Origin of the sequence: Pontibacter ummariensis (assembly GCF_900188175.1) — a bacterium.
In the GTDB taxonomy this organism is placed as follows: domain Bacteria; phylum Bacteroidota; class Bacteroidia; order Cytophagales; family Hymenobacteraceae; genus Pontibacter; species Pontibacter ummariensis.
In genome coordinates this window covers 1-14,177 of the sequence record NZ_FZOQ01000049.1, presented here as the reverse complement: position 1 = coordinate 14,177, position 14,177 = coordinate 1, and the positions used below count along the sequence as shown (strand labels likewise).

Here is a 14,177-nt window from a genome sequence, read left to right as displayed (position 1 = left end):
CACAGCAGAAAGATCCTGCTAAAGACAAAAGGATTAAACTGTAAGGGGTAGTTTAACTGGTTCCGGAGGGTAACGGCTAGCCTTCTTCTTTTAAAATCCATCCGACAAAGATACGACAAGCCAGAACGAATTCCTCCCGAGGCACCTGCTTAGGAGCAGGAGATGCTTTACCTAACTATATAGTCCACCAATGAAACTAACTGCTCCGCAAACCCTCTATGCTTCTTCCGGCACGTTCGTGATGAAGTACTTTCCTGTCCGGATGCCGTCCACCAGGTCCTGTATGGTTTTGGTGCTGAACACTTTCAACAAGTGGTCGCGGTAGGTCTTGATATCGTTGTGGAGGGGGCAGGGGTGCTTATCCGAGCACTCTTTCATGCCCATGCCGCACTTCTTGAAAGCCTCCAGGCCATCAATGATACGTACTACTTCCAGGATATTGATCTTGCTGGCAGGCCGGTGAAGGAAAAACCCACCGTGGGGCCCCTTGATGGAGGAAATGACGCCTTTGCGCACCAGGTCCTGCAGGATCTTGCCCAAGAAATGGGCAGGTAGTTCTAACTCCTGGGCAATTTCCTTGATACCCACCTTGTGCCCATCTACGCTGTTTATGGCAATGTACACAATGGCCCTGAGGGCATATTCTGTTGTTTTAGATAACATCTTCGCTTGTTGTGCTAATCCGATCGTTTATTAGCAGCTGCTAATATATCAGTTCTTTTCCAGCTGCCGCAAGCCCTCCTCGCTTATCATGTCCGGTGTCCATACCGGCGACCATACCAGCTCTACTTTCACATCCAAAGAAGGAAAGCGCTTGTGCAGGATTTGCTCTGATGCCATTATGATCGTGTTGCTCATGGGGCAACCGGGGGTGGTCAGGGTTAGCTCGACGTTAAGCTGGTCCCCTTCCAGGCTTACCTTATAAACAAGGCCGAGGTCTACAATGTTAACACCAATTTCAGGGTCTATGATGTATTTCAGCGTCGCGAAGACTTCTCTTCCTATGTCAGGCGTTTGCGTTTCCATATGTAAAAGGTTGAAGGTTCTGGGCTTTATGCAGTAACAGTTGAAACACATTGGCGGTGTAGAGCAGCGACGCAAGGGTAAAGCCAATAGCCCCGGACAAAATCAGCACCTGTGCCTTTAACAGCACACCGGTCAGCAACAGCGCCAGGCCAAGGAGGTAAAAAACATTCTGCCAACGGAGCAACTGCTCGCTGTACAGATCCTTCGGCAGCGGGGTTTTAAAGCGGCCCACGTGGTTTTCATAGGCGTGCATCCAAACGATAAAAGGCAGTGTTTTAAAGGTCTGTCCCAGGATCAGGGCTGAGATAAAGCCCAGGAAAACAGAAACGCCATATACCAGATACACAGAAGACAGCAAGGCCTGTGGCAACTCCAATCGGGATGTGATGAGAAACAGGAGCGCCAGGGGCAGTGCCAGCAGGCCCAGGGCCACAAAGGTTTGCTTCATGCCCAGGTCGGTGCTCTGCCGTTGCCGGGCACTTCGGGCATCATCCAGGTACAGCAGAAAGAGTGCTGTGCCACCTCCTATTAAACTAACGTACAGGAGCAAAAGCCCTGAGTTGAAAAAGAGGTGGTCAAAAATGAAGAGCACCAGCCCTCCGTTGATCAGGTTATAAGCCCAGTGCAGCTTCCTGCTTTCCTTGGGGTGCGCCAGCAGAAACATGGGAATCAGTTTGGCCCCCACCCCTATGATCAGTAACAGAAACCAACCGACCATTCCGACGTGTGCATGAAGCTGGAGATAGTGCACATGCTCCTCGGGCAGAAAAGGAATGGTGAAGTTCAGGGCCATCAGCAGGCCCACCAGTCCTGTCACCAAAAGCCAGATAGCGGAAGAAACGATAAAGTCAGCTTCTATCGTCCACTTCGGCGCTTTTCTGGCTGTTTGGATCACGTTCACATTGAATAACAGGAAAGATGTGAACAACAGGCACGCCGCCGCGTGCATTAGCCCCCCTACCTGGAAATACCAGAAAGAAAAAGCCAACAGAATGGTACCAGCCCCTAGCAGGCCAAAGGTGAGCAGGGCCAGGCGCTCGCTGTACAGGCGCCCCTCCAGCACCACAGGCAGCAACTGATACAGCGCCCCAAAGATGACCATCGTGCCCCAGCCCAACACGGCCACATGCGTTAGCGTCAGCAGCTTCGGATGGAAATAGTGCCCCCCGAAGGCATCGGTTGAAAAAAGCAGGAGCATGCTTAAGGCCACAAAGGCCAAAGCGGCAAAAGCATAATGCGGCAGTACTACCCATTTGCCCGGCGAGTTCGATAAGGTGGCAGTGCTCATGGCAATTCTTTATAAATGAGTAAATAAACTTCGTCAGGACCAGCCTCTTTGAGGGCTAGTTTATACCCACGCTCCGCAAGCCGTGGCAGCAAAAACTGCGGCACACGCCGGTGAATCACGTACAGTGCCTGCTCCTGCGGCAACTGCTCCATTTCGTGCAGGATCGTCACCATGGGCTGCGGCATCTCCATTTCCCGCACGTCTACCCGCCTCGTTATACCTTTAAAGGCATCCAGCAGCTCCTCAAAAGAAGTCTCCTGCTTTGGGCTTTCCGCAGCGGGTTCTTCCGATCGCGCCGCTCCCAGCCAGAAATAGGTGTGTACCAGTTCCGGCCCCTTTGTTTCGGTATAGGAGGCATAGCCCTTATTCTGGAGAATGGCGATCAGGGGAGTAGGCTCAAAGGTATTCAGTAGCCGCAGGGCCTTCTGCTCGTCCAGCTGCTCCACGGCATCCATTATCTTCAGGAAAGGGTCGTTACCGGTGGCAATGTCCTCGCTCACATCCAGGCTAATGATCCGGCTTTCGGGCAAAGCCACCAGAAAGGGGGGCCGCTCCGGGTTTTCTGCGGCCTCCGTCTTCACTGCCACCGCTACCGGCTCCGCGCTTTGCTCAAAGCCCAGTGGTGCCAGCCGCTCATAGAAGTCCTCTATGCGGCAGCCCCCGATTTTGGCAGCATCTGCTATCGTTACCCGCGAGGCCAGTATTTTGCGCAGCAGCGGGTTGCGCAGCTTCTCAAAGTGCTTGTTGATAGCGGCAATCGCCTCGATGGCCTCGGGCTTTTCTTTTAGGATAGTTGCTATTTTGGTGTTAGCGGCAATGTGCATGGTGTTTACTTTTTAGCGGTCTGGGTCCAGAATTCAGGGGTAAAGTTATCTATCCGTACCGGGTGCTTATGGGCCAGTAATTCCCCTGTCAGCGCCAGCTGGTCGGAGTGTACTGTAGCTTGCAGGTAAGGAAACAACTCCCGCTCTTCCCAGCGGATGTGCTCCAGCAGGTCCTGCTCCAGCACCTGAAACAGCTCTTTGCTCAGGCGTTTGCCCTTACAGATCTGGTCCACGATCTCGTGCACCAGCCTGTGCTCCTCCTCTATCTGTATCCGGGCGGTATTGTCCTGCGGCAGTAGCCGGTGCAATACCCATTCCTCTTCCTCACAGTGCTCTTTCAGGATCGTGTCCCAGAAATAGCGCACATAGTCGCGCATTACCTGTAGCTCGGTACCATTCTTCAGCCCTTGCCGCAGCTTCCAGCAAAACAGCAGGCCGAAGTGGTGCTCCCGCGAAAGCGGAATCAAACTCTTGTCTCTCTTTTGGGGTGTCCTTGCATTTTTCATGGCTTTTGTGGGGATAGCCCTTTAGGAAATGGGGCAGGCCCTGCACAGGCCTGCCCTTCTCTTACTACTTCAAAACAGTCTTCTCCAAGTCCAGTGCTTTCGGGAACAGGATGTTGTTCTCCAGGTGAATATGGCGGTGCAGGTCCTCCTCGAACTCCTGCAGCTTTTTAAAGGCTACCGTGTAGGTGGCACAAGCATCAGCCGGAATGGTATAGTTGCTGGTCAGCTCCTTAATGGCCTCCAACTCGCTGCCTGCCGCCTCGTGCTCCATCTCCATCATGTTGATCGGGTTCTGAATAGAGCCAAAAGGTGGCGGGCTTACCTTCTCCCCTTTCTTCTTGGCCTCATCCAGCTGCTTGATATAAGGGAAGAGCACCCGTTCCTCCTTCGGCATGTGCGCCTCCAGCTCGTTTGCCACATTCACGAAATGCTTCGCAATCTCCAGCAGTTCGGGGTGTCGCTTGCCGTGCACCCGGGCTATTTTAGAGGTAAACTCATAAAGCGCCGGAATGGACTCGCGCACATACTTGTGGTGCACGTTCACGATGTAATCGGCCAGGAAGGACGGTTCCCAGCTGGCGTAATCCGTTTCATTGCCCGCTTTCGTATCAGGTAAGGCATTCAGCTCCTGCTCCAGGGCAGCTTTGTCTATCCCTTTCTGCTCGCATACCTGGGCTAAGGACCTCTTGCCGCCGCAGCAGAAATCTATGCCGTACTTTTTAAAAACCTGCGCCTTCCGGAAGTCCTTGGCCACCAGTTCTCCCACTGTCTCACCTTCAGCAGGCGTGGTCTTGGTGATCCGCACCTCCCATACTTCGGGTCCCTGCTCCAGGTACTCCCACTTAAAGATATTCCCGCGCTCAGCCAGCAGTTGGTAGTACAGGGGCTTAGGGTCATGGTCGTTGTGGATGGTAAAACCCTCCCCGCCCTGCAGCCTGTCGAACCACTCAAAAATAGTGGGGTGCTTCAGGCGCGGTTCCAGGATGGTCACATCTAAAAAGTCGGTTGTTGCTGTGTTTTCCATATCGCTAAAAATCCTTTGTGTTTAAACTATCACTGCTGTAAAGGTATGAGAGCGGGTTGGCAATAAAAGAGTCAAAAGTCTTTTATTAAAATGATCTTCGTCATTTTTTATGCTGGCAATTGCCCTGAATTTGGTCCCTCTACTTCTCTTTCAATCATTTCTATAACCTATTCACCCCCATATCCTTATGGCAAAAGATAACCCCCAACCCAAAGGACTGCCCATCTCCCGCCTGTTTACCCAACCAGAGGTCAGCCCTTACGACATGTTCCCGTATGAGCGCCGCTCCTCCACCATCCGTAACCCTTCGGGCGATGTAGTGGCCGAATTAAAAGACGTAGAAGTGCCGGCCGCCTGGTCGCAGATCGCCACAGATATCCTGGCCCAGAAGTACCTGCGCAAGGCTGGCGTTCCGCAAGCAGACGGCAGCACAGGAGCCGAGACCTCAGTGAAGCAGGTCGTGCACCGCATGGCCAATTGCTGGACCGACTGGGGCATAGACTATGGCTATTTTAAGTCGGAAGCGGATGCGCAGGCTTTTTATGACGAACTGGTGTACATGTTGCTGGGCCAGTATGCCGCGCCTAACTCCCCGCAGTGGTTTAACACGGGCCTGTATACTTCTTATGGGCTGAAGGGCAAGGCACAGGGCCACTTTTATCTGGACCCGGACACCGGCACACTAAAGCAATCGGAATCGGCCTACGAACGGCCGCAACCCCATGCCTGCTTTATATTAGGCGTGCAGGACGACCTGGTAAACAAAGGCGGCATCATGGACCTCTGGGTGCAGGAGGCGCGCATCTTTAAGTATGGCTCGGGTGTAGGCAGCAACTTCTCTAACATCCGCGGCAAAGACGAGAAGCTGGGCGGTGGCGGCAGCTCTTCCGGCCTGATGTCTTTCCTGCGCATTGGGGACCGCGCGGCCGGTGCCATCAAATCCGGAGGTACCACCCGCCGGGCAGCCAAGATGGTGTGCCTCGACCTGGACCACCCAGAAATTGTGGAGTTCATCAACTGGAAGCGGGAGGAAGAGAAAAAGGTAGCGGCCCTAATCGCCGGAGGCTACAGCTCCGACTATGATGGAGAGGCCTACCAAACCGTATCGGGGCAGAACTCCAACAACTCTGTGCGGGTGCCAAACGCGTTCATGGATGCCCTGCAACAAAACGAGGACTGGGAACTGAAGGCCCGGACAGACGGAAGCGTAACCAAAAGCATCCCGGCCAGGGAGCTGTGGCAGCAGATAGCAGACGCCGCCTGGGCCTGTGCTGACCCGGGCATACAGTTCGACACCACTATTAACGAGTGGCACACCTGCCCTGCCGAGGGACCCATCCGGGCATCCAACCCCTGCTCCGAATACATGTTCCTGGACAATACCGCCTGCAACCTCGCTTCCCTGAACCTGCTCAAGTTTTACGATGAAGCGACACAGGAATTTGACGTAGCCGCCTTCGAGCACGCCTCCCGCCTCTGGACCATCGTACTGGAGATCTCCGTGCTGATGGCGCAGTTTCCTTCCGAGGCAGTGGCCCGGAACTCCTACGACTACCGCACGATCGGTTTAGGCTATGCCAACTTAGGCGCGCTGCTGATGGTGCAGGGCCTGCCTTATGACAGCGATAAGGCCCGCTCCATTGCCGCCGGTATTACCTCGCTTATGACGGGCGTGGTGTACAGAACCTCGGCTGAGCTGGCTCAAAAGCTTGGTGCCTTCCCTAAGTATGCGCTCAACCGGGAAGCCATGCTTCGCGTGATCCGGAACCACCGCTTCGCTGCCCATAACACGCCTGATCTCTACGAAGGTCTGGCTATCCCTCCCGTTCCTTTAAATCCCGGGTCATGTCCGGACTATCTCCTCTCCGCTGCCTGCCAGGCCTGGGATGAGGCATTGAAGCTGGGCGAAAAACACGGCTACCGCAACGCCCAGGCTACAGTGATTGCCCCAACCGGTACCATTGGTTTGCTGATGGACTGTGATACCACCGGCGTGGAGCCGGACTTTGCGCTGGTCAAGTATAAAAAGCTGGCAGGAGGCGGTTATTTTAAAATCATCAACCAGTCTATTCCGAGGGCTTTACAAAAGCTGGGTTATACCGCTGCTGCGATAGAAGCTATCGTAAACTATGCGAAAGGGCACGCGACGTTTAAAGGGGCTCCGCACGTAAACGAAGAATCCCTGCTCGCGCTGGGCTTTACTGCCCAGGAACTCGCCGTACTGGAAGCCGCGCTGCCTACTGCCTATGACCTGGTGTCACTCTTCAGCACCTACACGCTGGGAGGTCCCTGCCTGCAGCGCCTCGGCTTTACCCCCGCCCAATACAGCCGACCGGACTTTAACCTGCTCTGCGCCCTGGGCTATACACCGAAGCAACTGGAAGAGGCCAAAGACTACATCTGCGGCACCATGACGATAGAGGGAGCGCCTTATTTAAAGGAAGAGCACTACCCTGTTTTTGACTGTGCCAATCGCTGTGGGGACAAAGGCACCCGCTTTATCCAAGCTGAAGGACACATACAGATGATGGTAGCGGTACAGCCCTTTATTTCCGGGGCCATCTCCAAAACCATCAACCTGCCGCACGAAACCACTGTGGAGGAAGTAGCCCGCTGCTATGAACTGTCCTGGGCGCTTGGCCTCAAGGCCTGTTCCCTGTACCGCGATGGCAGTAAACTATCACAGCCTCTCTCCTCTAAAAGCAGCAGTGCGGCCAGTGAAGAAGAACCGGCAAAAGAAGAGACACCGGCAGAAACAAGCTACAGCGCCGACCAGGTGCTACAGGCGGCCCGGGCTATCCTCTCCGACGCCTCTAACAAAGCCTTTCGCCAGCAACTGACCGATATGGTAGAGCGCCGCAAGCTGCCGGACAGACGCGGCGGCTTTACGCAGAAAGCCAAGATAGACGGCCACACGGTCTACATCCGAACCGGTGAGTATGCCGACGGCTCTTTGGGCGAGATCTTCATCGACATGTACAAAGAGGGCGCTTCCTTCCGGTCTATCCTCAACTGCTTTGCCATTTCCGTATCGCTGGGGCTGCAGTATGGCGTACCGCTGGAAGAATTTGTGAACCGTTTCACCTTTACCCGTTTCGAACCGGCCGGTCGCGTCGAACACCCGAACATTAAATCAGCGACGTCGGTGTTCGATTACCTTTTCCGACTGCTAGGTTACGAATACCTGAACCGGCAAGATCTGGTACACGTGCAGGAAGAAGAGAAAGAGGTACAGCAGGACTTAGTCCCTGCAACTGCTCCGCTACAAACAAGCAGCGATACTCCGGCCAATAACCCGAAAGAGTACAAGGTAGTCACCCAAAGCCGTACCTTGCTGATGGAACAGACGCAACAGGTGTTGGCTAACATGATGGGCGATGCCCCTATCTGCAACGTCTGTGGCCACATCACCATCCGCTCCGGCACCTGCTATAAGTGCCTGAACTGCGGAAACAGCCTGGGATGTAGTTAAGCCTTACATTAACAACAGAAAGGGCAGCCTGATCGTCAGGCTGCCCTTTCTGTTATATAAAGACATGTTCTCTGGTTCAGGCTTTTGCTTAGCGACAGGAGCGATGCTACTTGCCCTGGTTTAGTTTAAGGCATCACCCGCACCGGACGATCAGTCGCTTCCACTATTCCTTTTCTGACCACAAAATCGCCGAAGTGCTCCCGCTCTTCTCTTTCCTGCGCATAAGCCGCAAAGAGCGGTGCCAGCGCTTCCAGAATAGCCTCTTCGGAAAGCATTTCTTTGTAGAGCATATTTAGCCTGTCACCGTTATGGCTGGCCCCCAGGTACAGGTTATAGCGCCCCACGGCACGGCCTACCAACCCGATTTCCCCGAGTGGCGACCGGCCGCAGCCATTCGGGCAGCCCGTCATCCGGATATTGATCGCATCGGTTTCGAGGCCATTTTGCAAGAGCAAGACATCCAGTTTGTCGATCAGGGAGGGGAGGTAGCGTTCTGCCTCTGCAAAAGCAAGGCTGCAGGTGTTCAGGGCCACGCAGGCCATAGAGCTTAACCGGAGCCCGGTTAGTTTCGGATTATTCAGCACACCATGCTGCGCTAGGACAACCTCGATTGCGTCCTTGTCCTCTTCGGCTACATTGCCGATGATCAGGTTCTGGTTACCCGTCAGGCGCATGTCTCCTTCTTTCAGGATCCTGGCTACTTCTCTTAAGGCTTTTTTCAGTTCGAAGCCTTTTTCATCCTTCACCCTTCCGTTTTCAACAAACAAAGTATAGAACCATTTGCCATTCGTCCCCTTTAACCAGCCGTACTGGTCTCCATTCGTGTCGAACTGATAGGCACGCGGGCTTTCGATGGTATAGCCCAGGCGGGCATTCAGCTCGTCTACAAACCACTCCAGTCCTCTTTTGTCGATGGTGTACTTCAGCCTGGCGTTCTTTCTGTTTGCACGGTTTCCGTAGTCACGCTGTATCGCGATAACGGTTTCCGATACCTCCACGACTTTGTCTTTGGGCACAAATCCAATGACATCGGCCAGCCGTGCATAGGTGGTCTGGTCGCCAAAGGTACTGCCCAAGCCTCCACCCACACAGACGTTAAAGCCAAGTAGTACACCGTTTTCTTCGATCGCAATTAAGCCCAAGTCATTGGCAAAAACATCGATGTCATTTCGTGGCGGTATCGCGATCGCGATCTTGAACTTGCGTGGCAGATACGTCTCGTGGTACAAAGGCTCTCTGTCCGGCGTGCCGCTTACCTTTTCCTGGTCCAGCCAGATCTCGTGGTAAGCAGTGGTTTTGGGCTGAAAGTACTCGCTTAACTGTGCCGCCACCGCATACACTTCTTCGTGTATCGATGACTGGTAAGGGTTGGGGTTGCACATCACATTGCGGTTCACGTCCCCACAGGTAGCGATCGTGCTCAGCAAGGTATCGTTTATCGCCTTGATTGTAGGTTTCAGGCTAGGCTTCAGGATACCATGAAACTGAAAGGATTGCCTCGTCGTCAGCTTCATCGTGCCATTGCCGTAAAGGTCGGAAAGCTCGTCCAGCGCCAGCCATTGCGCTGGCGTGGTGATACCTCCCGGCACCCGCACTCTGACCATAAACTGAAACAAGGGCTCCAGCTTCTGCCGCTTCCGCTCGCTTTCCAGGTCCCGGTCGTACTGCTGGTAGGATCCGTGGTACTTGATCAGCTTCACATCATCCGGATGCAAGGCTCCCGTCAGTGGATCCTGTAAGCTCTCTTTGATCGTGCCCCGCAGGTAATCACTTTTCTCTTTTATATACTCATCAGCAGATAACTTCTGCTTGTCCAATACCTCTTCCATTGTACTCATATTTTTGAAGCAATCCTGCAACCAATGCTATCGAATCGCTAATTTCTCAGGTGCTCTTTTTGTCCCCTTTCAGTGGGCAGGGCCGTTTCATTCTAAGCATATGGGTTTATAGTCACTGTCACTCTGTTAAGAAACTGGTAGAAGTAGCCCCTCTTCCCCCGGCTGGTTAAGCCTTCACTAAGGCGGGGAAAGGGACCCCTTATTTACAAGATCCTTTACAGGATGACAATCATAAAGAATGAAACGGCCCTACATCAAAAGGGACTTGATCACATCACCTGACCGAAAAGCTTGTTTTAATAGATATCGGTCTGGTAGCGGTTGGCGACCTGGAGGTGCTTGATGTACTCGTCTGCTTTTTCTGCGGTAACGCCACCGTGCAGCTGTATAATTTCTTTTAAGGTGTTGTGCACATCTTTCGCCATCCGCTTGGCCTCCCCGCACACGTAAAAATGTGCTCCACTCTCCAACCAGTCGTACAGCTCTTTGCCGTTCTCCAGCATTCGGTGCTGCACATAGTGCTTTTGCTCCTGGTCCCGGGAAAAGGCCACATCTACCTTAGCCAATACCCCTTCTTTCAGGTATTGCTGCCACTCAGTCTGGTAAAGGAAGTCTGTTGTGAAGTTACGGTCGCCGAAGAAAAGCCAGGACTTGCCTGTATGCTCCTCCACTTCGCGGTGCTGCAGAAAGGCCCGGAACGGGGCAACGCCGGTACCCGGTCCTACCATGATCACAGGGGTTTCCGGATTGGCAGGTAGCTTAAAGCGCGTGTTCTTGTCTACGAACACTTTCACTTTATCATCCACCTGGAAACGATCGGCCAGGGTCGCAGAGCAAAGCCCCTCTTTATGGCGGCCATAGGCCTGGTAGCGCACCACCGACACGAGCAGGTGTACCTCATCTTCCACGGCAGTTTGCGCCGAGGCAATGGAATACATCCGCGGCATGTTCTTCCGCAGCACCGATACCAGGTCGTTTGCGCTCAGCGTATAAGGCACCTCCTTTAACAGGTCCAGCACATCGCGTCCATGGAGGTACTCCAGCACCTTTTCGTTGTCTGCCAATATACTTTGTAAGCGGGTGCTTCCGGTAAGCTCAGCATACTTGGTTAAGGTAACACTGGAGAGCGGGCTTAGCTCATAGTCATAAGTCAATGCCTCCAGCAGCGGTTTTTCGCCATTATGTCCCTGCACCAGTTCTTCCGCAGAAAGCTTCGTCTCCTGCAGCACGCCTTCTATGAGGGACGGAGAGTTAGTGCCGTACACCCCCAGGGCATCCCCTGGCTCGTACTGCAGTCCCGATCCTTCCAGGCTCAGCTCCAGGTGTATCGTTTCCTTGGAAGAGCCTCTCCCGTTCAGGTTGATCTTTTCCAGTACCGTCGCTTCGAAAGGATTCTTCCTGGTATACTTCGGTTTACCCGCAGTAGCTGTGGTGTTGCTCTTCGCATCCGCTGTAGGTGTTGCCCCAGAGGATTGGGAAATCAACTGAAGGAAAGACTGCTGCCACGCTTCCGCCTGATCTTCGTAATCCACGTCACAGTCTACCCGGGGACTGATGCGCTGGGCACCCAGCTTTTCAAGTACAGCATCAAAGGCCTTCCCTGTCTGGCAGAAGTCCACGTAGCTGCTGTCGCCCAGGGCAAGCACTGAAAACTTAACGTGTGAAAGGTCCGGTGCCTTTTTGCTGTGCAGGAAATTGTACAACTCCTCGGCCTGCACCGGAGGCTCCCCGATGCCGTGAGTGCTGACCAATACGGCCAGGTTTGTTACTTTTTTCAGGTCCCTGGTCTTAAAGGAAGCCATGTCCGAGACTTCCACCTCTACCCCCTGCGCCTTCGCGAGGGCAGCTAGGTTATTCGCCAGGCCTTCGCTGTTGCCAGTGTGGCTGCCGTATAAAACGGTTAGTTTCTGTGGCTCTGCCGCCACCACCGGCTCCGGCGTTCCGTTACCAACTGCCGCAGCAGGGGCTAACTGAGATACCCCGGTAATATAGCCGCACAACCACTGCAGCTGTCCGGAATCTAATCCGGACAGTGCTTCGTGTAATTGTGCGGCTTGCTTATCAGAAAACGGCCCTCTTTCCAGTCCCTTCTTAAAATCCATTTAAGCTTACTTGTTTGGTTGCGGGGTATAACGCAGGTATGGTTTTATCACTCTGTGGCCTTTTGGGAATTTACCCTCTACATCTTCCTGTTTCACGGCTGGTGAAATGATCACGTCCTGCCCTTGTTCCCAATCCACTGGTGTGGCCACGCTGTAATTAGCTGTCAGTTGGAGCGAGTCCACCACCCGCAGTATTTCCGTAAAATTTCTTCCTGTAGAAGCCGGATAGGTGATAATGGCTTTGATCTTTTTATCTGGTCCGATGAAGTACACTGATCTTACCGTCACGCTGGTAGAGGCATTCGGGTGGATCATGTTATAGAGCTCGGCTACATTCCTATCGGTGTCGGCAATGATCGGAAAATCAACATCACAGTTTTGCGTTTCGTTGATATCCTTTACCCAGTCGTGATGCGACTTTAACTCGTCCACGCTTACCGCGATCACCTTGGTGTCTCTCCTGGCGAACTCATCTTTCAATTGGGCAGTACGGCCTAGTTCTGTTGTACAAACCGGGGTAAAGTCCGCAGGGTGCGAATAAATAATTCCCCAGCTATCGCCCAGCCACTCATGAAAGTTAATTTCGCCTTCTGTGCTTTGCGCTGTAAAGTTTGGTGCGTCATCTCCGATTCTTAAGCTCATAGTTATTTCTTTATAGGTTGTATGTTTATTTATTTCCTCCCTGCCCGCTCCAACTTTAACAGGACTTTGCTTAAACCTGTACAGGAGCCAGAGTAACATGCACAAAAGTACGAGAGAAGAACAGCCGGGGCCAATTGTATAAATTGATTCAGGATAACCTATAGTTATAGCTATTACTTAGAACAGAGCGGCAGGAGCGGGTAAGACATATCTTATAGGCAAAAGGCAAGGGTATAGCCATACCAGAGCATGCTGCCTGTAACCACAGAAGCATAACTATCCCTTATTTGGATAACTACCGGACGAAAGCCTGATTACAAGAAGTAGCTGTCAGCATAACTAAACCTTATGGCTTTGTATGAGGAAACGGACTAAGAGCGCAGACAGCCCGCCTTCCGGGCCTTGCGGGGTGATAAAGTAAAAATGACGATGAATCGGCAGCTTTTTGATCTCGATTACTTTGAGTGTTCCACTTCCCAACTCTTTCAGAATGGCGTGGATAGAGAGGAATGCCACGCAGTCAGAATGCTGCAGGTAAGATTTGATGGCTTCGGTGCTGCCTAACTGCATTTCCACGTTCAGGTCCGACAGGCGAATTCCTTTTTGCTTCAGGGCATCGGCCATTACTTCCAGTGTGCCGGAACCCGGCTCCCGGAGCAACAAAGGGATTCTTTTGAGTTCTTCCGGCCTGATCTCTTCCTTTTTGGCCAAAGGGCTCTTACTACTGCACACCAGCACAATTTCATCTTTCAGGAAAGGCGTATAGTGAATTTCCCTGCGCTTGGATTTTCCCTCGATCACCCCTACTTCTATCTTTTTATCCAGGAGCGCCTGCTCAATCTGTTCGGTGTTTCCGTTCACCAGTTCTACTTTTACCTCCTGGTGGATGCTGTGAAAGCGGGCCAGTAAAGGGGGCAGGACGTATTGCGTGATAGAAGTACTGGAGCCCACGTGCAGCACGCCCTTATAGGCCTGGTTCAGCTGGTTCAGGTCAAATTCCATTTGCCGGTAAATGTCCTGTATGGCCTCTGTATGTTTCAGCAATATTTCCCCGGCAGGTGAAAGCAGTACTTTGTTGCCTCTTCGGTCAAACAGTGCCAGGTTAAACTGGCTCTCCAGTTCTTTGATATGCTTGGTGACGGCAGGTTGGGATATTAGTAACTCTTCGGCGGCTTTCGTAAAGTTGAGCCTCCTGGCTACTGTGTAAAAGACTTTCAAGCGGAAATCGAACATGCACAATTATACCTATATTTTTAGAATATAGTGTATAGTCCTGGCCCTCTTGCCTTGGTTGGTTGATACGGTGTTTATAGGGTCGTTTAGGAAAAGGGTTTTTATGGCCTGAAAAATTTTTTGTTTGTCTTAGAGGCTGTTTTGATTTCATTTATCTAATTTCTTAAGCATGATATGTATCATGGTAATCTGAATCATGGTCTCGGCTGATTTAGTGCTGCG

The 14,177-nt window shown here is 52.6% G+C and carries 11 protein-coding genes; 1 reads left to right on the top strand and 10 read right to left on the bottom strand.

Annotated features, from left to right (window positions below):
- Window positions 1-216: 216 nt before the first annotated feature.
- From CHB92_RS24900 to ric, 6 genes are all read right to left on the bottom strand, one after another.
- Complete coding sequence (locus CHB92_RS24900; RefSeq protein ID WP_089321955.1) at window positions 217-663, bottom strand: RrF2 family transcriptional regulator; 447 nt, start codon at window positions 661-663, stop codon at window positions 217-219.
- A 48-nt stretch (window positions 664-711) separates the two neighbouring features.
- Window positions 712-1,026 carry a metal-sulfur cluster assembly factor gene (locus tag CHB92_RS24895; protein WP_089321954.1) on the bottom strand — a complete coding sequence of 105 codons (315 nt, stop codon included), beginning with the start codon at window positions 1,024-1,026 and terminating at the stop codon, window positions 712-714.
- Window positions 1,007-2,314 (bottom strand): hypothetical protein, encoded by a 1,308-nt coding sequence (locus CHB92_RS24890; protein ID WP_089321953.1) that lies wholly within the window; start codon window positions 2,312-2,314, stop codon window positions 1,007-1,009. The genes CHB92_RS24895 and CHB92_RS24890 overlap by 20 nt, the downstream gene beginning before the upstream one ends.
- A complete protein-coding gene (locus CHB92_RS24885; RefSeq protein WP_089321952.1) occupies window positions 2,311-3,138 on the bottom strand; it encodes a DUF2249 domain-containing protein in 828 nt (275 codons plus the stop codon). Before CHB92_RS24885 ends, CHB92_RS24890 begins: the two co-directional genes overlap by 4 nt.
- 5 nt (window positions 3,139-3,143) lie before the next feature.
- Window positions 3,144-3,644: a hemerythrin domain-containing protein gene (locus CHB92_RS24880; protein ID WP_089321951.1), complete on the bottom strand. Its 501-nt coding sequence runs from the start codon at window positions 3,642-3,644 to the stop codon at window positions 3,144-3,146.
- Between the two features lie 64 nt (window positions 3,645-3,708).
- Complete coding sequence (gene ric / locus CHB92_RS24875; RefSeq protein WP_089321950.1) at window positions 3,709-4,668, bottom strand: iron-sulfur cluster repair di-iron protein; 960 nt, start codon at window positions 4,666-4,668, stop codon at window positions 3,709-3,711.
- Window positions 4,669-4,855: 187 nt separating this feature from the next.
- Here ric and CHB92_RS24870 point away from each other — a divergent pair, with 187 nt between their 5' ends.
- Complete coding sequence (locus tag CHB92_RS24870) at window positions 4,856-8,140, top strand: vitamin B12-dependent ribonucleotide reductase (RefSeq protein WP_089321949.1); 3,285 nt, start codon at window positions 4,856-4,858, stop codon at window positions 8,138-8,140.
- 125 nt (window positions 8,141-8,265) lie between these two features.
- Here the strand turns inward: CHB92_RS24870 and cysI are convergent, their stop codons facing one another.
- From cysI to CHB92_RS24850, 4 genes are all read right to left on the bottom strand, one after another.
- On the bottom strand, window positions 8,266-9,978 hold the full coding sequence (gene cysI, locus CHB92_RS24865; protein WP_218824310.1) for an assimilatory sulfite reductase (NADPH) hemoprotein subunit: 1,713 nt from the start codon (window positions 9,976-9,978) through the stop codon (window positions 8,266-8,268).
- Window positions 9,979-10,274: 296 nt separating this feature from the next.
- Entirely contained in the window at window positions 10,275-12,080 is a 1,806-nt protein-coding gene (locus tag CHB92_RS24860) for an assimilatory sulfite reductase (NADPH) flavoprotein subunit (protein WP_089321947.1), read from the bottom strand.
- A gap of 6 nt (window positions 12,081-12,086) precedes the next feature.
- Window positions 12,087-12,722 carry a peroxiredoxin gene (locus CHB92_RS24855; RefSeq protein WP_089321946.1) on the bottom strand — a complete coding sequence of 212 codons (636 nt, stop codon included), beginning with the start codon at window positions 12,720-12,722 and terminating at the stop codon, window positions 12,087-12,089.
- A 339-nt stretch (window positions 12,723-13,061) separates the two neighbouring features.
- Window positions 13,062-13,955: a LysR family transcriptional regulator gene (locus CHB92_RS24850; RefSeq protein WP_089321945.1), complete on the bottom strand. Its 894-nt coding sequence runs from the start codon at window positions 13,953-13,955 to the stop codon at window positions 13,062-13,064.
- Window positions 13,956-14,177: the final 222 nt, after the last annotated feature.